The organism is Streptomyces spongiicola (genome assembly GCF_003122365.1).
Lineage (GTDB): Bacteria > Actinomycetota > Actinomycetes > Streptomycetales > Streptomycetaceae > Streptomyces > Streptomyces spongiicola.
Window position 1 is genome coordinate 7045245 of sequence record NZ_CP029254.1, and the last position, 23154, is coordinate 7068398.

Annotated in this window: 19 protein-coding genes; 7 read left to right on the top strand and 12 right to left on the bottom strand. The window is 73.3% G+C overall.

All coding sequences use genetic code 11. The features are described 5' to 3' along the window. Window positions 1-266: 266 nt before the first annotated feature. A complete protein-coding gene (locus DDQ41_RS30595) occupies window positions 267-1136 on the bottom strand; it encodes an SDR family NAD(P)-dependent oxidoreductase (RefSeq protein ID WP_109297376.1) in 870 nt (289 codons plus the stop codon). 507 nt (window positions 1137-1643) lie between these two features. Between DDQ41_RS30595 and DDQ41_RS30600 the strand changes: the two genes are divergently transcribed. The 3 genes from DDQ41_RS30600 (at window position 1644) to DDQ41_RS30610 (ending at window position 4655) form a co-directional block, all read left to right on the top strand. Next, on the top strand, window positions 1644-2996 hold the full coding sequence (locus DDQ41_RS30600; RefSeq protein ID WP_109297377.1) for an endonuclease domain-containing protein: 1353 nt from the start codon (window positions 1644-1646) through the stop codon (window positions 2994-2996). A gap of 333 nt (window positions 2997-3329) precedes the next feature. Next, window positions 3330-4025, top strand: a complete 696-nt coding sequence (locus DDQ41_RS30605; protein WP_109297378.1) for a type 1 glutamine amidotransferase domain-containing protein — start codon at window positions 3330-3332, stop codon at window positions 4023-4025. Window positions 4026-4028: 3 nt separating this feature from the next. Beyond that, complete coding sequence (locus DDQ41_RS30610; RefSeq protein ID WP_109297379.1) at window positions 4029-4655, top strand: TetR/AcrR family transcriptional regulator; 627 nt, start codon at window positions 4029-4031, stop codon at window positions 4653-4655. 393 nt (window positions 4656-5048) lie between these two features. On the opposite strand, the gene DDQ41_RS30615 is transcribed toward DDQ41_RS30610, so the two are convergent. After that, window positions 5049-5645, bottom strand: a complete 597-nt coding sequence (locus DDQ41_RS30615; RefSeq protein ID WP_109297380.1) for a TetR/AcrR family transcriptional regulator — start codon at window positions 5643-5645, stop codon at window positions 5049-5051. A 562-nt stretch (window positions 5646-6207) separates the two neighbouring features. Between DDQ41_RS30615 and DDQ41_RS30620 the strand changes: the two genes are divergently transcribed. Continuing rightward, window positions 6208-7230 carry a zinc-dependent alcohol dehydrogenase gene (locus DDQ41_RS30620; RefSeq protein WP_162602769.1) on the top strand — a complete coding sequence of 341 codons (1023 nt, stop codon included), beginning with the start codon at window positions 6208-6210 and terminating at the stop codon, window positions 7228-7230. After that, window positions 7227-7940 (top strand): TetR/AcrR family transcriptional regulator, encoded by a 714-nt coding sequence (locus tag DDQ41_RS30625; RefSeq protein ID WP_109297382.1) that lies wholly within the window; start codon window positions 7227-7229, stop codon window positions 7938-7940. The genes DDQ41_RS30620 and DDQ41_RS30625 overlap by 4 nt, the downstream gene beginning before the upstream one ends. 377 nt (window positions 7941-8317) lie before the next feature. Here the strand turns inward: DDQ41_RS30625 and DDQ41_RS30630 are convergent, their stop codons facing one another. Continuing rightward, window positions 8318-8989: an esterase/lipase family protein gene (locus DDQ41_RS30630; RefSeq protein ID WP_109297383.1), complete on the bottom strand. Its 672-nt coding sequence runs from the start codon at window positions 8987-8989 to the stop codon at window positions 8318-8320. Between the two features lie 781 nt (window positions 8990-9770). On the opposite strand from DDQ41_RS30630, the gene DDQ41_RS30635 reads away from it, so the two are divergent. Continuing rightward, window positions 9771-10538 (top strand): VOC family protein, encoded by a 768-nt coding sequence (locus DDQ41_RS30635; protein ID WP_262508625.1) that lies wholly within the window; start codon window positions 9771-9773, stop codon window positions 10536-10538. Window positions 10539-11106: 568 nt separating this feature from the next. Here the strand turns inward: DDQ41_RS30635 and DDQ41_RS30645 are convergent. Then, a complete protein-coding gene (locus DDQ41_RS30645; protein ID WP_109298027.1) occupies window positions 11107-12069 on the bottom strand; it encodes a helix-turn-helix transcriptional regulator in 963 nt (320 codons plus the stop codon). A gap of 64 nt (window positions 12070-12133) precedes the next feature. Here DDQ41_RS30645 and DDQ41_RS30650 point away from each other — a divergent pair, with 64 nt between their 5' ends. Then, on the top strand, window positions 12134-13276 hold the full coding sequence (locus DDQ41_RS30650; protein WP_109297384.1) for an epoxide hydrolase family protein: 1143 nt from the start codon (window positions 12134-12136) through the stop codon (window positions 13274-13276). A 536-nt stretch (window positions 13277-13812) separates the two neighbouring features. On the opposite strand, the gene DDQ41_RS30655 is transcribed toward DDQ41_RS30650, so the two are convergent. The 8 genes from DDQ41_RS30655 to DDQ41_RS30690 form a co-directional block, all read right to left on the bottom strand. Further along, on the bottom strand, window positions 13813-15453 hold the full coding sequence (locus DDQ41_RS30655) for an FAD-dependent monooxygenase (protein ID WP_109297385.1): 1641 nt from the start codon (window positions 15451-15453) through the stop codon (window positions 13813-13815). A gap of 105 nt (window positions 15454-15558) precedes the next feature. Next, window positions 15559-16401 (bottom strand): SAM-dependent methyltransferase, encoded by an 843-nt coding sequence (locus DDQ41_RS30660; protein WP_109297386.1) that lies wholly within the window; start codon window positions 16399-16401, stop codon window positions 15559-15561. A 251-nt stretch (window positions 16402-16652) separates the two neighbouring features. After that, on the bottom strand, window positions 16653-17279 hold the full coding sequence (locus DDQ41_RS30665) for a dTDP-4-dehydrorhamnose 3,5-epimerase family protein (protein WP_147317676.1): 627 nt from the start codon (window positions 17277-17279) through the stop codon (window positions 16653-16655). A 79-nt stretch (window positions 17280-17358) separates the two neighbouring features. After that, window positions 17359-18468, bottom strand: coding sequence for a DegT/DnrJ/EryC1/StrS family aminotransferase (locus tag DDQ41_RS30670; protein ID WP_109297388.1), 1110 nt, complete (start codon window positions 18466-18468; stop codon window positions 17359-17361). 67 nt (window positions 18469-18535) lie between these two features. Next, window positions 18536-19522: an NAD-dependent epimerase/dehydratase family protein gene (locus tag DDQ41_RS30675; protein ID WP_245990832.1), complete on the bottom strand. Its 987-nt coding sequence runs from the start codon at window positions 19520-19522 to the stop codon at window positions 18536-18538. Window positions 19523-19541: 19 nt separating this feature from the next. Further along, a complete protein-coding gene (locus tag DDQ41_RS30680; RefSeq protein ID WP_109297390.1) occupies window positions 19542-20987 on the bottom strand; it encodes an NDP-hexose 2,3-dehydratase family protein in 1446 nt (481 codons plus the stop codon). Between the two features lie 17 nt (window positions 20988-21004). Beyond that, window positions 21005-21832 (bottom strand): methyltransferase domain-containing protein, encoded by an 828-nt coding sequence (locus DDQ41_RS30685; RefSeq protein ID WP_109297391.1) that lies wholly within the window; start codon window positions 21830-21832, stop codon window positions 21005-21007. A gap of 43 nt (window positions 21833-21875) precedes the next feature. After that, window positions 21876-23135, bottom strand: a complete 1260-nt coding sequence (locus tag DDQ41_RS30690) for a cytochrome P450 (protein WP_109297392.1) — start codon at window positions 23133-23135, stop codon at window positions 21876-21878. Window positions 23136-23154 lie beyond the last annotated feature (19 nt).

The following is a 23154-nucleotide window of genomic DNA, read 5'->3' on the forward strand; positions in this document are numbered from 1 at the left end:
GCCGGGTGCGGCAGCCCCGCCGGTGTGGGCGGATCCACCGGTTCCGCGCCGGGCGGCCTGGCGCGGCGACCAGTGGAGATCGGGCCGTACGGATGGGCCGGCGGCGCGCCGGGGCGGCGGGCGGGAACCTCACCGGGGTGCCGGGGTGCCGGGGTGCCGGGGTGCCGGGGTGCCGGCGGGCGCCGGGCCGCCGACCCGAGACCCGGCGGTTCACGGCCGCCGGGGCCGGAACCGGGCGAGTCGCGCCGGCCCCGGACCGTGCCTCGTCACCCGAGGACGGTGGCCGCGGAGCCGGTCAGTTCCGCCGAGCGGTCCCACAGGCGCCGGGCGAACCCGGGGTCGGTGGCCTGTGCGTTGCGGGGCTCCTCGCGGTCGAGGCGGTCGAAGTAGGCGCCGTTGACGGCTGCGGCGTTCGGCGCGCCGGCCAGGTGCAGCAGCGGCTCGGCGCCCTGCTCGGGCGTGGACATCATGGACTTGACCAGGCGTGAACCCATGAACGCCCGCATCATGGCGCTGTCCCGGGCGACGTCGCTGGCGATGGAACCGGGGTGGAAGGACGAGGCCGTCACACCCGTGCCCCGGGCTCGGCGGGCGAGTTCCCCGGTGAAGACGACGGTGGCGAGCTTGGCGGCCGCGTACGCCTCCCGCCAGCGGTAGCGGCCGCGGGTGCGGTCGAGGTCGTCCAGGTCCAGGCGCCCCCTGCGGTACTCCACGCTGGCGGTGTTCACCACCCGGGAGCCGTTCGGTGCCTCCGCGAGGCGGTCCAGCAGCAGGTTCGTCAGCAGGAACGGCGCCAGGTGGTTGACCTGGAAGGTCAGTTCGTGGCCGTCGGCGCTCTCCTTGCGGCTGGTGAAGAATCCCCCCGCGTTGTTGGCCAGGACGTCGATCCGCGGGTAGCGGACCAGGAGCTCCCCGGCCAGGCGGCGCACGTCGTCCAGCCGCCCGTAGTCCACGAGGTGGGCCTCGGCGCCGATCTCCGCGGCGACGGCGCCGGTCTTCTGCCGCGATCGGCCGACGACGGCGACCGTCGCCCCGAGTGCGGCGAAGCGCCGCGCCGCCGCGGCGCCGATCCCCGAACTCGCGCCGGTGACCACCACCGTGCGGCCGGTGAAGTCGGCCCTCCTGCTGTCGCTCATCCTGCACTCCTCCGGAGTTCTTCGTGTGCCGGGCGTCGAGTCGATGCGACATCGACTCGAAGATAGATTCAGATGCCATAAGTGGAACTCGGTCTCACTCTAGATATGGTGACTCATGGATGCAAGGGGCGGTCTTCGGTGGGCCGGCACGGACCCACGGCCCGACGGCGCCGGCGCGGGAATGCGCGGTGGCCGGGCGGCGGTGTGCCGATCGATTCGTTCGTCGCCTCCGGCGCGGCCCGCGTGCGGTGGCCGTGCGGGGTGGGGTGTGCCGATCGCCCTGTCGGCATGGCGGTGCCGCTCGCCGGGGGATGTCCCGCACCGGCGCCGGTGGATCGGCGCGTGCCGGAAGTCGCGGCGCGCCGCAAGGCCGAGGGCCGTCCCCGTATCGGGTGCACTGTATCGGGTGCACTTTGCTGTATCCGGGTGATCCGGCGACGCGGCGAAGTGCCGGGACCGTCGTCATACGCCCGCTGGATACTGCGGGACAGGCCTTAGCCTGCCGGTATGTCAGATCGTGTCATCCAGGGCCGCGCGGGCGGCCTGATCGCTCTGGGCGCAGCGGACGCCCTGTGGGTCGGCTTGACGAACGGCAGTGCTGTGCCGGCTGCTTCCTCGGCCTTCACCGCCCCGCCTGCCGATGCCGGGTCGGGGTACATCCTGCTGGGCGGCCGCGCGGTGGCGACGGTGCGGGCGGGCGGCGGGCTGTGGAGTGTTCCGGAGACCGAGGTGCGCCGGGCGGCGGCGGAACTGAACGCGGTGGAGGTGGACCGCCGGGACCTGGTCCGCATCGGTCCGTTCCGCGGAGCCGCCGAGCGGGAGCGCATGGAGGGCCCGCCGCTGCGCTGGCGCCCGCGCGTCACCCGGGAGCTGCGGGAGTCGGGCACCCTCGAACGGGCGGCACGGCATGCGGGAGGCCGGCCGCACCATCTGGCGGGGATCGACTGGCGGCCGCTGCTCGAGGCACGAACCCGCGACCACGCGGAGCGGACGTGGTGGCTGCCGCGCGCCGTGGTCAGGCTGCTGGACGCGGCCGAGCACGCCGAAGCGCGGTGGCTGCGAGCCGCACCGGCCCGCCGGGACGCCGCGGCCCCCGCCGAGCCGCCCTCCCGCCACCGGCAGACCTCGGCCGCCGGCGGCCGGCCGCCGGCGAGCCCTCGGCCACCGGCCGCCCCACCGCGCGCGTACGACGGGGAACTGCAAGGCCAGGTCTACTCGGTACTCAGCAGGAAGCCCGGCATCTCCCGCAAGGTGGCCGGTTGGCGGTGCGCCGTCTGCCGCACCGCGCCCGCCGCCGTGCTCGACCACTGCCACGAACACGGCTACGTCCGCGCCCCCGTCTGTCACTCCTGCAACACGCAGGAACGCCCCGACCACCTGTACGGCAACGACATCCGCGTGGCCGACCACTACATCCCCCTCTTCCACACCCACGCGGCCGACTGGCTGCGCCACTGGCACCGCTGCCCCGGCTGCCGCACCCGTACCACCCTCCCGCTGCCGCACCTCGCCGCATGGACCGCCCGCATATCCTGCCGAGCACTGCGCCCGACCCACCGGGAACCCCGCGGCTCCCGCGCACGCAAGCCCTGCGGTGTGCTGCGCGTGTCCTGGACGGGCAGTCAGAACGCGCCCCGCTCCTGCCTGCTCACGGTCGCCGTCGACTTCTGCCCTTCCGGTGAGCACCGGGTCCTTGCGCGGGTCCCCTACCGTGAAGCGGTCGAGCGGTTCGGCGCCTGGCTGGCCGAGACCGCTCCCGCCGTGGCCGCCGCGGCCGGGCCCGACAGCCTGGAGGGTCTGCCCACCCGGTTCCGGCCGGTCATCGCGGACACCGGCGGCGAGGGTCTGGCGCTGTTCTGAGCGGCGGCGGTCACCTTCCGGGGGCGCTTGCCGACCCGGACGTCGTCCGGCCGCCCGGCCCGGCCCCGGTGGCCGGGGCCGTCGCCGCCGAGGTGCCGCTCCTCCTGCCGCTCCTCCTGCCGGGGCAACCGCCCCGGCGCCCCGGCTTCTTCTCCGCCGGCCGGTGCTCCTGAAGGGTTCGCCGGGTTCCCGGCACGCCCGGCGCCCGAGGACCCCCGCCCAGGCGAGCCCGCCGAGATCCACTGACGCTCTGACGTTTTGCGCTCAGATTGTCATTCTGTAGAGTGGGGGTATGGCGGGCCGCCGAGGTCCGCGTCAGAGGAAGGTTCGATCATGTCGAAGATCCTTTTTGTTGTGAGCGGGGCCCGGTTCTGGACCCTCAACGACGGCACGCAGCACCCGACCGGTTACTGGGCGGAGGAGGTCGTCGCCCCGTTCGACGAGTTCACGGCGGCAGAGCACGAGATCACCGTCGCCACGCCGGGCGGCGTGATCCCGACCGTGGACGAGCGCAGCCTCTCCCCGGAGATGGCCGGGGGGCAGGAGAACGCCGAGAGGTTCCGGCAGCGGCTCGCCGGCATCGCCCAGCTGCGGAACCCGATCCGCATCGAGGACGTCGCCCTTGACGACTACGCGGCTGTCTACTACCCGGGCGGCCATGGCCCGATGGAGGACCTGGCGGTGGACAAGGACTCCGCCGGCCTGCTGGTGTCCGCCATGCGATCGGGCAAGCCCCTCGGCATCGTGTGCCACGGCCCGGCCGCCATGCTCCCCGCCGTCGACGAGAACGGCGGCAACGTCTTCGCCGGCTTCCAGGTGACCGGCTTCACCAACGTCGAGGAGGAGCAGGCCGGTTTCGCCGGCAAGGCCCCGTGGCTGCTCCAGGACCGTCTGACCGGGATCGGCGCGCGCTTCCGGGAAGGCGACGCCTGGGCGCCCAACGTCGTCGTCGACCGCAACCTGGTCACCGGCCAGAACCCGGCGTCGTCCCTCGACGCAGCGCGGGAGTTGCTGAGGAAGCTGGGCTGAGACATGGACGCCGACCGGCTCTCCGAAGTCCTCGACGCGACCTACACCTGCCTGGTCCGGCACGGAGTACGGCGTACCACGATGGACGACATCGCCTCCGCGATGGGAGTGTCCCGGTCGGCGGTCTACCAGTACGTCCGCAACAAGGACGACGCCTTCCGCAAGCTCGCCGAACGCCTCCACGCCCAGGCACTCCAACGCGCCCGGCAGGCGGCAGCCCAGGACGCCCCCGACGCCCACCGCATCCGGGGCGTCCTCGCCGCCAAACACGACCTGGCCCTCCAACTCATCGGCGACTCACCCCACACCGCCGAACTCATGGACGCCAAAGCCCGGCTGTTCGCCGAAACCTGCTCCACCTTCACCACCGAACTCCACACCCTCCTCACCGACCTGTTCACCCAGGCCGGAACCGGCCCCGCACGAGCGACCGAAGCAGCCGACATCTGCCTCGCCCTCGTCATCGGACTGGAAACCGCACCCGACAGCCGGCGCCTCCTCCCCCGCGCCGCGGACGCCCTCATCACCGGCCTCCTCCAGCAGAACACCCGCCGTGCTTCCGGCGGGAGGGGCCTTGAGGGCGCCTCGTTCCCGTACGGCGGCGCCCACCCGGGCGCAGCCGCCCCCTGACCGGACCGACCGGCGCCGCCGCATCGGCCCGGACCGACCGGCGCCGTTGTGCCGGCCCGCCCGCGCCGAGCGGTATGCGCCTGACACGCAACCGCGCCGGGCGCATGCCGCGCACCGGTACGCCCATCGCTCTCCACCCGCCCGACGGCAGCGCCCCGTGCCCAGGCCCGCCTGGCGCCGACGTCGCGGAGAACCCCGTCCGCGTCTCCGACACCCTCACCGGGTCGGCCGCTCAGGCGCCCGGTCGCCCCGCTGCGGCTGAAGCGCTTCACACGGTCCTTCCGCCTCCACCAGCCCCGCTGACCGACACCGCCCGTGCCCGGCGCCAGGCCTCACAACGCGCCCGGCCGACGGGCCGCACAACGCCGCCGGTGAGTCCGGGTGGTGCTGCCCCTACGCCTGGGCGGTGAGGGCGCCGGGTCCGGGGTCCGTCACCACCGTCGCGGTGTTCTGCTGGAGGAGGCCGGTGATGAGGGCGTCCGCGGCGCGGGGGAGGAGGCGCCGGCTGTCGGGTGCGGTTTCCAGTCCGATGACGAGGGCGAGGCAGATGTCGGCTGCTTCGGTCGCTCGTGCGGGGCCGGTTCCGGCCTGGGTGAACAGGTCGGTGAGGAGGGTGTGGAGTTCGGTGGTGAAGGTGGAGCAGGTTTCGGCGAACAGCCGGGCTTTGGCGTCCATGAGTTCGGCGGTGTGGGGTGAGTCGCCGATGAGTTGGAGGGCCAGGTCGTGTTTGGCGGCGAGGACGCCCCGGATGCGGTGGGCGTCGGGGGCGTCCTGGGCTGCCGCCTGCCGGGCGCGTTGGAGTGCCTGGGCGTGGAGGCGTTCGGCGAGCTTGCGGAAGGCGTCGTCCTTGTTGCGGACGTACTGGTAGACCGCCGACCGGGACACTCCCATCGCGGAGGCGATGTCGTCCATCGTGGTACGCCGTACTCCGTGCCGGACCAGGCAGGTGTAGGTCGCGTCGAGGACTTCGGAGAGCCGGTCGGCGTCCATGTCTCAGCCCAGCTTCCTCAGCAACTCCCGCGGACGGGCCGCGGCTTCCGGGTGGGCAGCGGTTCGCCGTTGCGGAACACGGCCACTCCCTTCCCTCCCCGAGTCGTACCCGCCCCGATCGGATGACCGGGCGACCGCCGGGAGCGGTGGTTCCCCGGTCGTCCACCGGTACGGGCGGTACGGGCCCCGGAGCCGGCGTCGCGGACGCCCTCGGACGGACCACCAGAGGGTACCAAAGGGCCGGGCGGCCTCCGGAGCCTGCGGGGCCCTCCCGGCGGCCAGGCGGCCAGGCGGTCCGGTGCCGCCCGGGGCCGCGGAGACCCGGACGAGAGGTGTGAGATGCGAGAGGTGCGAGATGCAAGAGGTGAGGCGCGTTCCCCGGGGCCTGCGTGCTGCCGCCGGCCGTACTCGTACGGCCCCGGGTCCGGCTACTTGTCACCGTCAGCCTGACATGTCAACCTGGTCACCGGTGACCGTGCCCCTGCCGTGCCTGCGGCAGGAGCACGGCGTGTAACGGGACGGGGTGAGGCCCCGCTGCTGACGAAGGGCTCGGGTGATCGCGATGCGAAGTCTGACTGTGCTGGGTCCGCGACGGGTCGAATGGCGGGACCTGCCGCCCGTCTCGCTCCGCGAGGCCACGGACGCCCTCGTGCGCCCCCTCGCGTCCGCCGTGTGCGACCTCGACCGCCATCTGGTGCACGAGAGCCCGCTCGAACCGCCCTACGCCCTCGGGCACGAGGCCGTGGGCGAGGTCGTGGACGTCGGCAGTGCCGTCAGCGGTCTGCAGCCGGGCGACCGGGTCGTCATCCCGTGCCACATCAACTGCGGTGTGTGCGCGGAGTGCAGCCGGTCGATGCCGGGTGCGTGCAGTGCCGTGCCGCCCTTCGCGAGTTACGGCACCCCCGCGGGGGGCTCCTGGGGAGGGCTCTTCGACGAACTGGTCCGCGTGCCGTGGGCCGAGCACGGCCTCGTACCGCTGCCGCCCGGCCTGGACCCGGTGATGGCGGCGTCCTGTTCGGACAACCTGGTCGACGCCTACCGCGCGGTCAGCCCCGCACTCCGCGCCGATCCGGACGCCGCCGTGCTGGTCGTCGGAGGGACTCCCACGTTCGGACTGCTGACGGTCCTCGCCTGCACGGCACTCGGCAGCACCGCGGTGCACTACGTGGACCGCGATCCCCGCTCCGTCGAGAAGGCGGCCGCTCTGGGCGCCCGGGCGACGCTGATCGATTCCTACTCCGAGCGGATTCAGGGCCGCTACGACCTGACCGTGGACGCGTCGGCCCATCCGAAGGGACTGCGGTGCGCGCTGACCTCCGCCCGGCCCGGAGGGACCTGCGTGTCCCGGTCGGTGTTCTTCACCGAACCCGCGTTGCCCTACCTGGAGCTCTACTCCAGCGGAGTCACCTTCGTGACGGGGCCTCCGCACATCACCCCCTTCGCCCCCGAGGTCCTGCGGCTGATCGACTCCGGGGCCCTCGACCCGAGTCCGCTCATCGCCGGGCCCTACGGCTATGACGACGCCCCCGACGTGCTGCTCGACCCTCCCGCGGGCAAGCCGGTGTTCACCGCGAGCCGCCGATGACCGGCGCCGGCGGGCGTAAGCGGGCCCGGCCGGGGGAGGGAGCGCGTCTGCGCACCGAACTCCTCGCCGCGGCGGAGCGGATCCTGGACGCCGACGGGGAGGAGGCGGTGACCGTGCGCGGGGTCGCCGCCGCGGTGGGAGTGACGACGCCCTCGGTGTACCTGCACTTCGCGAGCAGACTCGAACTGCTGCACGCCGTGTGTCTGGGGGTCTGGGACGAACTGGGCCGGTGCATGAGCGATGCCGCCTCGGACGTCGACGACCCCTTCTCGGCACTCCACCGCCGCTGCGCCACCTACATCGCCTTCGGGCTCGAGCACCCCCTGCGGTACAGCCTCGTCATGAACGGCCGTGCCACCGAGGCGAGTCGGCAGGTGGCCGCGGACTGCTTCCGCTACCTGGCCGAGGCGGTCGAGCCGTGCGTCGCGGCCGGCGCCCTGCGCGGCGACGTCGCGGAGCTGACCCGCGCCATCTGCGCCGGACTGCACGGATCGGTGGCCCTGCTCGCGCAGCAGCCGCCCGAGACCTGGCCGCGCGACCTGGACGCCTACGCCACGAACACCGCGTCCCTGGTGGCCTTCGGAGCCGCAGCACTGGGACGGCTGCCCGACACCTCGGCCACCCCGGACAGTGGCACGCTCGCGGGGCTCTTCACGACGCCGCCGGCGACCGGGACCGCCTCCGGGCGGCCGGGGTCCTCCACCCCGTAGCGCCTCGTCCATGACGGCGCCGGGCCGGGCCGATCCGGTCGCACCGCCCGTCCCCACCGTGCCGGCGGCGCTCCAGCGCCTCCGGCGACTCGGCCACCGGTGGGCGCGCGGGGCTGGGCCCGGGCCGGCGCGGTGGCCGCGGTTGTGTGGACCGGGTGAGGATCCGGCGCCCGGAGCCGCGACGGGGAACCGGCGGTGGTTCCGGGCCGTCCTCGTCCACCGCGGCCCGCAACCGTCCCTCCGGACTCCGGGTTGCCCGATCCCGGATCGGGGATCGGGCAACCCGGACCTGATTCCGGGTGGGGCGGTGCCCCCGCGCCTCGGCGGACGGTCGGGCGGACGGACGGACGGGCGGGCGGCCCCTACGGGAACCCGGTTCAGGCGATGAAGTCCCGCACCTTGGTGTAGTTGCTCGCGTTGTCGTTCATGTTGTTGTGGCTGATGCAGCCGACGGACACGTTCGTCGCGCCGTCCAGCTTCGCCGACGAGTCCGGGTTCACCAGGGCGTCGCACGTCGAGTACAGCGCCAGGTAGTCGACGCTGCCGGGGGTCTCGTCGCCGGAGTTCAGGGTCTTGAGGAAGCTGCTGCCGGCGACCATCTCCCAGCACGAGGTGTAGAAGGCGCACAGGGCGCTCAGATCCGTGCCGTGGTTGACGCCGGCCACCGAGACGAAGTCGTCGACGTACGAGGTGCCGCCGTTGAACTTGACGTACCAGCGGGCGTTGAGGGCTCCCATGGAATGGGTGACGATGTCGACTCTCTCCGCGCCGGTCGCGGCGCGCACCTGCGCGACCTTCGTGGCGAGTTGGGACGCCGTGGTCTTGTTGGACTGCTTCCAGTTGTAGGACCAGGTGAACAGCTCCGAGGAGTCGTAGCCGTCGGCCTTGAACTTGCCCACCCAGGTGTTCCAGGTGCTGGACGAACTGCTCAGGCCGTGGACGAAGATGACCGGGTCGCGGGTGTCGGCCTGTGCGGGCGACGCCGCGAGGAGGGGAGTGATCGCGGCGGCCACGGCACCGAGGGCCACGGTGCGAACGGAGCGCTTCATAGGGCTGTCTCCAGCATTCGGCCACACCTCGCCCCGTGCGGGAGCGCGGTGTGGGTGGGGGTTGGGGATTGAACACCGGCCGGTGGCGTCGGAAAAGGTGGCACAGGCCCGCGTGTTACCGCTAGGTAGCCGAATGTTTCATTCAGATGACGACACTCAGCGTGAGCGCTCTGGTGACGGCATATCAGGGAATACCGGTATGCGATCCGCGCACATGGGCCCTGTCCGTCACGTCGTCCGGGGGCACGGGTGAAGGCTCCGGAAGGACGCCGCGGGACAGCGCGACGGGTGCGCCGACGGCAACTTCCGGGGATGCGCTGTACCGGTTCGACCCGATTCGGGAATCCGCTCCGGTGTCAGGGCGGGGCGCGTGCCGTCGGACGGCCACCGGCTGAACCCCGAAGTGCCGCAGCCCGGAGGGGGATCGGCACGGCGACCGCACCCGGCAGTGCGCCCCGGCACGCACTCGCCGATGGCAGCCCCGCCGGGGAGAGCCCGCCCGCTCCCGCCCGAACCGCCCGAACCGCCCACCGCAGTGCCGGCCGGCCCGGCCCTCTCCCGAGTCGGCGGCTGCGGTGCGGAAGCGGGGCCCACCCCCTTCCCTTGGGCGGGCCCGGCTCCCGCAGGCCGGGGCCGCGGCGAACGCGGCGCGGGCCTGCGGGCGCCGCCGACCTGCACGGGCGCGGGCGCCGTCGACCTGCGCGGGCGCGGGCGCCGGAATCGATTCTGCGGCAGTCTCGGAGCGACTTCAGTTCAGAAGGGACGTCGAGAGGTGGAGATCGTGACGGAAGCCATGGTCCGGGCGAACGAGACGACGGTGCCGGTGATGCCGTGCGCATCGGTCGAGGAGACGCTGGAGTTCTACCAGGCGCTGGGATTCGAGGTCTCCTACCGTCAGACCCGGCCCTACGTCTATCTGGCGCTGGAATGGAGCGGCTTCGCGCTGCACTTCGGGACGCCGCCCAGGAACATCGACCCGAGCCGGGAGGACGCCGGCGCCTGCCTGGTCCTGGTCGACGAGATCGCGCCCTACCACGCGGAACTCACCCGGGCCATGCGCGCCGCCTACGGCAGGGTCCTCGCCAAGGGCAGGCCCCGCATCACCCGATTCCGGCCCGGGGCGAGCCGGTTCACCCTCGTCGACCCGTCCGGGAACTCGATCATCTTCATCCAGCGCGACGAGCCCGCGAAGCTGGAGTACGGCGGTTCGAAGACCCTCACCGGTCTGGCCAGGGCCCTGGACAACGCCCGGATCCTTTCCGAGTTCAGGAACGACGACCGCGCCGCTCTCCGCGTCCTCACCACGGCTCTGCGCAGGCACGAGAGCACCTCTGCGCCCGTGGACGTGGCCCGGACGCTCGCCGCCCTGATCGAACTCGCGACCGCCCTGGAGGACACCGGCGGCGTCGACGAATGGCAGCGCCGGCTGACCGCCCTCGACCTCACCGACACCGAACGCCACCAGGCCCTGAAGGGCCCGGGCGACACCGAGGACCTCCGCATCCGGCCCACCGGGGAGACCGCGGCACCGGCGGCGGACACGCCCTGACATTCCCCCTTGCCGAGGACGCCGCCCCGGCGGGGACGGGATGCGCTCGCCCGGCACCTCACGGCACCTCACGGCACCTCCGGCGGGCCGGCAGGCGGAACGGGACCTGCCCGGCGGGCCGTCGGCGGTCCTCCGGCGGCCGTCTCGCCGTCGGGGGCGCTCACCGCCGCCGTGCGCCGCTCCTGCCGGTGGGCGGCCACGGCGAGGGATGCGTACCGGCGCCGCGGCGTGCCGCTGCCGCCGCGACTGCCACTGCAGGCACGGGGGAGCGCGCTGTCCCGGCCTGGTCGGGCGGTAGCCGCGGAGGCGGCCGGCGCCCCCTGCGCCCCCTGCGCCACGTACGGCGCGGCGGACGCGCAGGGGATCGGCCTACCGGCCGCCGCGGCCGCAGCACTTGGGGCCGAGGCGGGCAGGCGCGGGCCGCTGGGCGCGGGCCGCGCCCAGCGGCCCGCAAGGCCCGCAAGGCCCGCAAGGCCCGCAAGGCCCGCAAGGCCCGCAAGGCCCGCAAGGCCCGCAAGGGCCCCGGACACCGCCCTCGGCGGCACCGTCGAGGGCCGGCGGCCGGGGTTCACGTCGCGGAGGCGCCGCCCGCCGCGCGGCGGAACCTCCTCGCGAGGCGGTCGAACGCCACCGCGAGTCCGTCTCCGTCGATCACCTCGATGTCGACGTCGAGCTGGGCCATCCACAGCGCGAGCCGGTCCGGGTCGTCGGAGCCCAGCTCGACACGGCACGTGGCCTCGTCGACCACCTCGACATCGACCGGGATGGGGATCTTCGCGGCGACCTCGGCGGCGGGAGCATGAGCGAGTACCCGGGCGCGGTACTTCCAGGCCGCTTTGCCGACGCGTCCGACGACGTACGCGACGGCATCGTCCGCCGGGATGGCGCGCGGCTGGAACCGCGCACCCGTCGCCGGGCGCGGAACCATCCGGTCGACGCGGAAGACCCGCCAGTCATCACGGTCGAGGTCCCACGCGAGCAGGTACCAGAGCGGTCCCCAGCTCACCAGCCGGTGCGGTTCGGTATGGCGGGCCCCTTCGCTGTCCCCGGGCTTCGTGTATCCGAACCGGAGCCGTTCGCGGCCGCGGATCGCGGCAGCGACCGCGCCGAGAACCGAGAGGTCGAGCGGCGGCTCGGTTCCCCGAACGACGCTCGTCGCCTCGCGTACCGCCTCGACGCGCCGACGCAGCCGCGAGGGCAGCACCTGCTCCAGCTTCGCGAGCGCGGTGAGCGACGTCTCTTCGACGCCGAGCCCTCGGGTCGCGGCCGCACCCAGTCCGACGGCGACGGCGACGGCCTCCTCGTCGTCGAGCAGCAGTGGGGGCATCGCCGTCCCGGCGGCCAGCCGGTACCCGCCCGCGACGCCGGGGCGCGCGTCCACGGGATAGCCGAGCGACCGCAGCCTGGCGATGTCGGCGCGCACCGTCCTCGTGCTCACGTCGAGCCGGCCGGCGAGTTCGGTACCCGTCCAGTCGCGCTTCAACTGGAGCAGTGACAGCAGTTCGAGCAGGCGGGCCGAGGTCTCCAGCATGTTCTCCATCATGTCGGCGATTGCGGAAGCCGGCCTGCCGCATTGCCTGGGAACGTCGCCTGCCATGAACGAGGACAACGCACTCACACCGTTCCGCATCGGCATCCCGCAGGCCGACCTCGACGACCTGCGCGACCGGCTGGCCCGCACGCGCTGGCCCGTCCCCGTGCCGGGCCGGGACGATCGCACCGACTTCAGCCGAGGCATCCCGCCGGTGTACCTGAGGGAACTCGCCGAGTACTGGCGCGACGGCTTCGACTGGCGTGCGCAGGAGGAGAGGCTCAACGAGCACGAACAGTTCACGACGGTCGTCGACGGCCAGACGTTCCACGTCGTCCACGCGCGATCGGCGAACCCCGGGGCCGTCCCGCTGGTCCTGAACCACGGCTGGCCGGGCTCGTTCGTCGACTACCGGCGACTCGTCCCGCTGCTGACCGACGAGTTCCATGTGGTCGTCCCGTCGTTGCCCGGTTTCGGGTTCTCCACCCCGCTGTCGGGGACCGGCTGGGAGCTGGCGCGGACGACGGAGGCCTACGCCGAGATCATGACGCGTCTCGGCTACGAGAGGTTCGCGGCCCACGGCACCGACATCGGCGCGGGGGTCACCGGGCGCCTCGCGGCGGTCCACCCGGAGCGCGTGATCGGCACCCACATCGGCAGCGACCCCCGGTGGCTCGGTCTGCTCGGCGACCGGTTCCCCTTCCCCGAGGGGCTGTCCGACGACGAGACCGCCCGGATCGAGGCGGTGCGCACCGAGTACGCGGCCGAGCGCGGGTATCTCGAGATGCAGAACCACCGCCCCGACACGATCGGTGCGGCGCTCACCGACTCGCCGGTCGGTCAGCTCGCCTGGATCGCCGAGAAGTTCGGGACCAGGGCCGGGGGCGCCTACCGGACGCCGGACGAGTCGGTCGACCGCGACCAGCTCCTCACCGGCATCAGCCTGTACTGGTTCACCCGCAGCGGCGCGTCGAGCGCGCAGTTCTACTACGAGTCCGAGCACTCCGGCGTCGACCTGGTCATGGGCTCCGGTGTGCCGTCCGGATGGGCCGTGTTCGACACCCACCCGCTCATGCGGCGCGTGCTGGACCCGGGGAAGGCCATCGACCACTGGAGCGAGTTCGCCGAGGGAGGCCACTTCCCCGCGATGGAGGAGCCGGAGCTGCTCGCGGACGACATCCGGACCTTCTTCCGCGGCGTTTCCTGACTCCGGTTCAGGGACCCGAGGCCGAAGGGTCCGCCGTGACGGGCGGCTCCGGCCCGTAGCGGCCGGTGACGCCGGGCAGCGGTCGGGGCAGGAGGACGCGGTGCCGGGAAGGCCGGGTCCGGCGCCTGCCTGAACTCCTCCTGCGCCGGCCTCCAAGCCGCTCACGATCAGTAGCCGTTGTGAGTGCGGGTCACGGCGAACCGGAACTCGTTCCAAGCATGCGGCGCGGGTGGTCTCGCGCACGGGGATGCCGGCGCGGTCGCCGGCCCGGAGGAAACGGCCCTTGCCGGTGACGTGGTTGCCGGGGCCGGTCGCGATCCTCGGCGCCGTCGCCGGGTCCGTGCCCGCCCCGATGTCCGAACTCACCGGGGGCGGCCCGGCCGCCGCCCGCGCCCGCAGCCGCACCGGCGGGCGGCAACCCGAACCCGGACCCGCCGGGTCGGACTCGTCCGCGAGCGAGACCCCTGGCCGAAGCCCACCGGTACGGGGCGCTCGGCGGTGGTCCGTTCGTTCGGCTGAAGCGGGCCGTGGCGCGGTCACCCCTCGCCGGACGCCGCCTCGCCCCGGTCGCCCCGGACCGTGTCGACGAGGGCCACCGGGTCCCCCGGGAGGTCGTCGCCGCGCCATGCCACGTGGCCGTCGGGGCGTACCAGCACGAAGGAGCGCTCGTACAGCTTGGCGATCTCCGGGTCGCCGCCCCGGTGCACGGTCAGCGGGACCCCCCGCTCGGCGAACGCGCGCTCGAACGCCGGAAGGCCGTCGTGGTCCGCGAAGCGGAGCAGTACGAAGCCCTGGCCGAACAGGTCGAGCGTGGAGGTGGAGGCTTCCCACCACGCGTGCGCGGCGCGGTGGCCGGGCTCGCTGCCGGGCCGCCAGTCGGCGTCTGGCCGGCCTTGGCGGATCGGTACGCCGGGGTCGTCGACGATCGCCGGGGAGCGGTAGCGCAGTCCGAAGTGGATCTGCGGGGCGTCGAACTCCCGCCGCGCGCCGCTGCTCGCCAGCCGCCCCGCCATCTCGGTGCGGGCCCGCTCGCCCTCGGGCCCGTCCAGGTGGATCCCGGGCGGCAGTTCCCTGCTCATGGTGCGTTGCAGGTTGGTGTTGGCCTCGTTGAGGCTCTCCAGGGCGATCGGCCTGCGCTCGGTGTCGTAGGTGTCGAGCAGGTGCCGACCCGCCCAGCCGTTCAGTGTGGCGGCGAGTTTCCAGCCCAGGTCGGCGGCGTCCGCGATGCCGGTGTTGAGCCCGAAGCCGCCCGAGGGCGACAGGGTGTGCGCCGCGTCGCCGGCGAGGAGGACGCGCCCGGCCCGGTACCGGTCGGCGACCCGGTGGGTGAGGTGCCACTCGCTGTCGCCGAGCACTTCCACCGGCGTGTCGAAGGCGAGGGCATCGTGGATCAGGGACAGCGCGTCGGCACGCGCCCCGCGGTCGCCGTCCGCGCCCACGACCAGGTTGTAGAGGTCGCCGCCGTTCAGCGAGCGCATGGGGAAGCGCAGCGTGGACGACAGCATCAGGAAGTACACGAGGGCGGCGCGGTCGCCCAGCCGTTCCCTGAGTTCGGGGGCCCGGAAGAGGACGTTGCGGAAGACCTGTGTGCGGTGGCGGCCCGGCGCCTCGATGCCGCAGGCCCGGCGGATGGGAGAAGAGGCGCCGTCGCAGGCGACCAGGAAGCGTGCCCGGACGGTGCCGGTCCTGCCCGTGGCCCGGTCGGTCAGGACGGCTTCGACGTGGTCATCGGCCGGCAGTACGCGGTCGACGGTGGTGAGGAGCCGCAGCGGGCCGGCCGGGTGGACGCCCAGCGCCCGCGACAGCACCGGGCTCAGCCAGTGTGCGGGACAGATCTGGTCGGGCTCGGGAGTGTGCACGAAGGCCGGCCGGCTCGCGGCGGTGCCGCGGCGGTACCGGTACACCTCGTGACCGCCCACCCTGGTGACCCAGGCGATGTCCAGAGGGTGGTCGGCGGGCCAGCCCGCCCCCCGGACGGCGTCCGCGACGCCCCAGCGGCGGAACAGTTCCATCGAGCGCGGACCGATCGTGCTGACCTTGGGATGCCGGACCTGTCCGTCACCGGCGTCGACGACCATGCAGTCGATCCCGCGGTACGTCAGGTCCAGTGCCACCGCCATCCCGACCGGGCCGCCGCCCACGACCAGCACGTCGGTCCGCTCGCCGGAGTACGTCATCTCGTTCCTGCCTCTCCTCGTGGATCCGTGCTGCGCGTTCGGCTCACGGCCCGTCCGTACCGCGCGGGGAGGGTGCGCGGGTGCACCCTCCCCGCGCGCACCCGGTCAGGGGCGTTCGGCGGTGACCAGCAGGCAGCCGAAGTCGTCGGCTCCCGCCAGGTCGGACGGCTTGAAGGAGTCGTCGCCGAAGTCGAAGTTGCCCTCGTCCATGGCCGCGGGGCGCTCCTCGGCGGCCGCCAGCTTCCCCAGTTCGTCGGCGAGGCGCAGCGTGGTCTGCTCGGTGACGTCGAGGATCTCGCGCAGCCGCAGGCCGGAGCGGTGGAGCAGTGCGACGTAGTCGTCGATGTCGGCCGTGGTCGACATCAGGTCGCGGCAGAACTTGTCGATGCCCGGGTGCCGCACCGCCTTTCGCGGGTGACGTTCGAACACGTCGGTCAGGACGATCCGGCCGCCGGGCCGGAGCACCCGGCACACCTCGGTGAACACCCGCTGCCGGTCCGGCATGTGGCAGACGGACTCGAGGGCCATCACGGCGTCGAACGACGCGTCCTCGAAGGGGAGCCGCATCGCGTCGCCGTGGCGGAAGATGGCACGGTCGGCGAGCCCGGCCTCGGCCGCGAGCCGTCCCGCGGTCCTGATCTGCTCCTCGCTGATGCTGATGCCGGTGACCCGCGCGCCCGTGCGCGTCACGACCCGCAGACCGGGGCCGCCCACCCCGCAGCCCAGGTCGAGGACGTGGGAGGAGCCGTCCACCCTCATCCGCTCGATGAAGACGTCGGTGAGCCGGTCCATCGCCTCCTCGACCGTGGCCTCTGAGTCCGGTGTGTCCCAGTAGCCGATGTGCACGTTGGGGTTGAAGGTTCCGTCGCTCATCGCGCTCAGCGTCAGCCGGTCGTACAGCTTGCCGACGGCTTCCGGCTCGGGCAGGGTCTGGACGGGGTCGGTCATGGAGACGGCCTCTCTGGTCGGCAGGTGAAGGTGAAGGTGCGGGTGCAGTTGGTGGGTGGGCGGGCGGTCCGCGGCCCCGGCCGGCCACGGCGTTGCGGTGGGCCGGCAACCGGGCTCGAGCGCCGGTCAGGCACCACGCGTTCGCGTGGGACCCGCGTCCGCCGCGTCCGGGCGGATGGGCCGGACGCCGGGCGGGCCGATGCGCTCCCGGCCGCCCCGCGGGACACGAACCGGCGGCGGGCGCGCGGGCGTTACCGTACGGGCCTCGCGGGTCTCTCGGGCGCCAGCCCCCTCTCGATCTGCCGGCAGCGGGCGTAGTCCGGCAGCAGGCCCTGCCGCTGCGCCTCGGCGAGGGTGATCGCCGCACGGTCCCGCTCGGAGAGGACCGGTTCGGTGTCCGTGGTGATCGGCAGTGCGAGGGCCGGGTCGAGGACGGAGAGGGAGAGTTCGTTCTCGGCGGCGTAGCACTCGGAGAGCATGTAGGACATGACGGTGTCGTCCTCCAGCGCCACGAACGCATGGCCCACTCCCACGGGTATGAAGCTGGCCCGGTGGTCGTTCTGGTCCATCAGCACCGCGTCCCAGCGGCCGAACGTGGGTGAGCCGACCCGGATGTCGACGACGATGTCCAGCGCGCTGCCGCGGGAGCAGTGGACGTACTTCGCGGTACCCGGCGGTGTCACCGTGTAGTGGATGCCGCGTACGACGCCGCGCCGGGACACGCTGTGGTTGGTCTGCGCGACGGGGAAGAGCGGGGCGCCGTGGGCCTCGGTGAACGCCCGCTCCTGGTACGGCGAGACGAACCTGCCCCGGTCGTCGGGGAAGACGCGGGGCGTGAACTCGATGGCCCCCTCGACGGTGAGTGCGCGTGCTTTCACATCTTCTCCCTCGGCTCGCTGGTCGGTTCGCTGGTCGGTTCGGTGCTCGGTTCGGCGGAACGCGGCGGGCGGCTGGGCGTCACAGCGTCCCCAGCACCTCGCGCAGGGCATGGATGACCTTGTCCTGGAGATCGGGGGCGAGTGAGGGGTACATCGGCAGCGAGAAGATCTCGCCGGCCAGCGCCTCGGTGACCGGAAGCGACCCCTTGGCGTACCCGAGGTGGGCGAAGCCGGTCATGGTGTGCACCGGCCACGGATAGCTGATGTTGAGGTGGATGTCGTACGCCTTGAGTCGCTCGATGATGTCGTCGCGCCTGGGGTGGCGGACCACGTACACGTAGTACACGTGCTCGTTGCCGGGCACGGTCCGCGGCAGGACGAGGCCGGTGCCCGCCAGACCGTCGGCGTAGCGCCGGGCGACCGCCCGGCGGCCGGCGATGTAGGTGTCGAGCCGTCCCAGCTTGCGGCGGAGGATCTCGGCGTGGAGCTCGTCGAGGCGGCTGTTGTGGGCGGGGGTCTCCAGGGTGTAGTAGCGCTCGTCCATGCCGTAGTAGCGCAGTCGGCGCAGCCGTTTCGCCACGGAGGGGTCCGAGGTGATCGTGGCGCCGCCGTCGCCGTAGGCGCCGAGCACCTTGGTCGGGTAGAAGGAGAAGGCGGCGGCGTCACCGGTGGAGCCGGCCACCGTCCCGCCCTGCCTGGCGCCGTGGGCTTGGGCGCAGTCCTCCAGGACGGCCAGTCCGTGCCGGGCGGCGAGTTCCTTCAGCGGGCCCATGTCCACGCACTGGCCGTACAGGTGGACGGGGAGGATGCACCGGGTGCGTCCGGTGACGGCCGCGCCGACCTGGCCGGTGTCCATGAGGTAGTCGTCCTCGCGGACGTCGACGAAGACGGGAGTGGCACCGGTGGAGTCGATGGCGACGACGGTGGGTGCCGCGGTGTTCGACACCGTGATCACCTCGTCGCCGGGGCCGATGCCGAGGGCCTGGAGTCCCAGCTTGATGGCGTTCGTCCCGTTGTCGACGCCCACGCAGTGGTCCACCGAGTGGTAGGCGGCGAACTCCTCCTCGAAGCCGCGCACGCTCGCGCCGAGCACCAGCCGGCCCGAGGAGAAGACCGTCTCAACGGCGTCCAGGATGTCCGGGCGCTCGGCCTCGTACTCCGCCAGGTAGTCCCATACACGCGTCGTCATCTTCCAGCCTTTCCAGAACGGCGGCGCACTGCGGTGCGCCTGCGGTCGGTGGGTGTCGGGGGTGCGGTCACCGGGGGTCGTCCCGCCCGCGGGCCAGGGCGGTCACGGCGCGGCGCACGCCTTCGTGCAGCGGGATCCGGGGATGCCAGCCGGTGGCCGCGCGGAACGCCGAGGAGTCGAGGGTCACGCTCCGGAAGTCCGTCGCGGGGGCGTGCGCGGGTGGTTCGACGGACACCACGTCGACCGGAGGCCGTCCCAGTACGTCGGCCGCGGTGCGGGCGACCAGCCGGAAGACCTCGCCGAGCGCGTCGCCGCGGCCCGCGCCGATCAGCCAGTGGCCGCCCACCAGGGAGCCGGGGTGGTCCAGAGCGGCCGTGAACGCCGCCGCGACGTCGTCGACGTGGACCAGGTCGCGGCGCACCGTGCCGTCGTGCCACATGGTGAGCGTCCGCCCGTCGAGCGCCCGCCGCGCCATGGCGGACACGACACCCCGGTCGCCCGCACCGGGCGCCGCGCTCTCGCCGAACACCGTGGGCAGACGCAGGCTGACGCCGCGTACCCGGCCCTCGGCAGTGGCCTTCAGCAGGTGCTGCTCGGCGGCCAGTTTCTGCCGGTCGTAGGCGGTCTCGGGGCGGTCGGGTTCGGTTCCGTCGAGCGGCTCCCGCCGGGGCACCCCGACCTGCGAGGCGGCACCGCCGTACACGACCAGCGGGGGCGTCACCTCGCCCGGGGCCGGCCGCAGCACGTCGACGAGGTCCCGCATGACCCCGACGTTGACGCGCTCGGCGCCGGGGTCGCTCTCGGCGGCCCGCCAGCCGCCGTCCCCCAGCAGCAGATGGATCACCGCGTCCGAGCCTGCGACCGCTTCGGCGAGGGCCTCCCGGTCGGTGAGGTCGGCGGTGACGACGGTGGTCTCGGCCTGGCCGGGAGCGGGTGTGCTCGGCCTGCGCGCAACGGCCCGCAGCCGGATCCGGCGGTTCGCCAGCGCGCGGGTGACGGACGATCCGACGAAGCCGGAGGCACCGAGTACGGTGACCAGGGGTGTGCGCTTCACTGCGCTCCTCTTCTCGATGTCAGCGGTGCCCGCCTCCATGGAGCAGCCCTCCCCGGGACCGCGCCGCGGCGGCGTTGAGGCAGGCCAGCAGCGTGCGGGCCTCGACGTTCAGGTAGTGGCCGTGCCGGGTGAGGGCCCTGAGCTGGGCCGGGGCGGCCCAGATGTAGGCGGGGGGCGGTTCGAGCGGGGCGTCGCCGGCCTCGACGACGAGGTACCGGCTTCTCGCGTTGAGGAAGCGCCCGCCCTCCTCGGACAGGACGGCCTGGTAGCGGACCTGCGACGGCGGGGCGTTGAGCACGGTGTCGAGGAACGGCGGGCGGTCCGCCGGGGGCAGATGGGCGTAGTTGCCGGGTGTGCACTGGACGGTCGGGGCCAGCTCGACGGTGTCCAGGAAGCCGCCCTCGGCCCGGGCGTGCACCAGCACATGGGGGACTCCGCCGATCTCGCGTACCAGGAACGCGGCGACCCCCAGCCCCACGGGCTCGACCAACGGCTGGTCCCAGTGGACCACTTCGCGGCTGCCGGCCCGCACGGAGACGGCGACGACCCTGAAGTAGCGCCCGTCCTCGTGCTCGATCGCCTCGGCGCCGCGCTTCCAGCCGCGCACGTCGGCGAGCGGTATCCGTTCGGCGCGCACGTCGCGGCGGGAGCGCTCGCCCGTGAACCAGGAGAGGAGCTGCGCGTCCGACAGCAGCGCGCCTGGGGACGTGTCCCCGTACGGCACGCACGACAGCACGGTCCTGGCGTTCATGTTGACCATGTCGTCCTCGTGGAGCAGTTCGGCGATCTGGCCGAGGGTGAGCCAGCGGAAGTCGTCCAGCTCGGGGACGTCGCCGGCGGTCTCCACGATCATGTTGCGGTTGGTCTTGCGGTAGAACCACGAGCCCTGCTCGGACTGGAGGACGTCGACGACGACGCGGTCCGGGTCGGGCCGCAGGAAGTGGTCGACGAGCTGGACTTCCGCACCCCGGTGGGCCCTGGTGTAGTTGCTGCGGGTGGCCTGCACGGTCGGGGAGAGCTGGAGCAGGTTGGCGTTGCCCGGCTCCATCTTGGCCTGCATCAGGAAGTGCAGCACCCCGTCGAACTCCTTGGCCAGGATGCCGAGGATGCCCACTTCGGGCTGTCTGACGACCGGCTGCTGCCACTCCCGGTACGGGCCGTCGCCGAAGGGCCCGCCGGACTCCACCACATGCATGCCCTCGACGGTGAAGAACCGCCCGCTGCGGTGCACGAGATTGCCGCTGCCCGGCTCGAAGCGCCACTGGCCCAGCTCCGCGAACGGTATCCGCTCCACGTGGAACACGTGGGCCCGGCGACGCTCGGCCAGCCAGGCGCGCACGTCCCCGGTCCGCGCCCGCGCCCCTCGCCCGGTCGCGGCCGACAGGGCGATGCGGTCGGCCAACCGGCCGTCCTCGCGCGGGCGTACGGCCGGAACGGCGGGCGGTGGCACGATCCGAGACGACATCGAGGGCTCCCTGCCGCTCAGGACCGCTGCGCCGTGATCAGGACATAGCCGGTGTGCGGGTGGCTCCCCACGCCCTCCATCAGGTCGGCCGCCGCGGCCATCTGCTCCGCCGCGCCGGAGTCGAGGGACTCGGCGAGTTCCCGGAAGGCCGCAGCGGCGTGCCCGTAGCTGGCGCGGACCTGCTCACCGATGTCCGTCAGCTCCAGTAGTTCCCAGCCCGCGGCCGCCAGATGGGCGCGGTGCTCCTCGGGCGTGTTGATCCCGGCGATCTCGTACATGCGCAGCATCCCGTCGAGTACGGCCCTGTCGCCACCGCTGAACGGCTGCCGCAGGCACAGGTCGGCGACGGCGAGCCGGCCGCCGGGCCGGACGACTCGGTGGAGTTCCTTCAGCGCGCGGGTCTGGTCGGCCATGTGCAGCAGCGACTCGATCGCGAAGGCACCGTCGAAGGAGCCGTCGTGGAAGGGGAGGTCGGTGGCGTCCGCCAGCCGGAAGGAGACCCGGCACCCGAGTCCGGCCCCCACCGCCCGCTCCGCCGCCTCGGCGACCTGCTGCCCGCTCACGGTGATGCCGGTGACGTGCACGTCGTGCGCCTCCGCGACGCGCAGGGCCGGTACCCCGATGCCGCAGCCCACGTCCAGCAGCCGGCGGCCCGGCCGGAGGTCGAGGCGGTCGGCGACCAGGTCGGTGAGACGGTCGGTGGCTTCGGCGAGCGGGACACCGGGGTCGTCGTCCCAGTAGCCCACGTGGATGTTGCCGCCCATGGCCGTGGTGGCCCCGGCGTCGGCGAACTGGTCGTACACCTCGCCCACGGAGTCGGCGGTGGTGTCGGACTTCTGCGTCATGGCTGTGCCTTCCTGTTGTGCGTCGTCGATGCCGCGCTGCGGGTCACGGAAGGTCGGACAGGTCGAGGACCAGCCGGGTCGGGCCGTGGAAGACCAGGTCGTCGGCGTACTCGACCCGGTGGCCGCCGAGGCCGAGTCCGGGGATCCGGTCCAGCAGGGTCCCGAGGCCGATCTCGGCCTCGGCGCGGGCCAGCGTCGCGCCGAGGCAGTAGTGGATGCCGAGGCCGAAGCCCAGGTGCCGGTCGGCTGCGCGGTGGACGTCCAGGACGTCGGGGTCCGGGAAGCGCGCGGGGTCCCGGTTCGCCGAGCCCAGCAGGGCCACCACGCGGCTGCCGCGCGGCACGTCGTGGCCGCCGAGGTGCGCGTCCTCGTACGCCCAGCGCGTCACCGCCTGCACCGGCGGGTCGTAGCGCATCAGTTCCTCGACCGCGGACGGCGTCAGCCGGGGCGCGGCACGCAGCTCCGCCAGGATCTCGGGGTGCGCCCGCAGGGCCAGCACGGCCTTGGCCAGGAAGTTGGTGGTGGTCTCGTGTCCGGCGGTGAGCAGATGGACGCACGTCCCGACGATCCCGTCCACGGTCAGCCGCGCGCCGGAGTCCCGGGCCCGGACGAGGAGGGTCAGCAGGTCGGCACCGTCGCCCCCGCTCCGCCGGTCCACCTGCTGCCGGAAGTAGCGCGCGAACTCCCGGGAGGCCGTCTCGGCCCGGGCGTAACCGCCGGCGCCGCGCGAACGGGTGGTGCTGGCCTCCTGGAGGGCGACCGCGCCGGCCCGGAGCCATGCGCGGTCCTCTTCGGGGAGGCCGAGCAGTTCGGAGATGACGAGGACGGGGAAGGGCGCGGCGAAGCCCTCCACGAGGTCTGCCTCGCGGTGCCCTCCCAGCCGTTCCACGAGTTCGCGTGCGAGCCGGGTGATGCGCGGCCGGAGATCGGTGACGATCGAGGGCGAGAACCGGGTGTTGAGCAGGGAGCGCAGTTCGGTGTGGCGCGGCGGGTCCAGGAAGACCAGCCAGTTCTCGACGATGGTCCGCAGGGCCCGGTGTTCGGCGGGGACCGGGACGGGCGCCGCGCGGGTGCCGGTGTCGCCGGACGCCGCGCGGGCGCTGCGTCCGAACCGCCGGTCGGACAGGACGCGGACGACGTCGTCGTAGGCGAAGAGGTAGAAGGTGTCCGGGCCGCCCGCGCCCGACGCGGTGCGATGGACCGGCGCGGCCTCCCGGTAGCGCCGGTACACGGGGTACGGGTGGCTGATGTCCTCCCTGGCCCAGCCCGTGAGGTCGAACCGCGGCAGTGTCGCGCGGGGCATGCGGTCTCCTTCGGTCGGT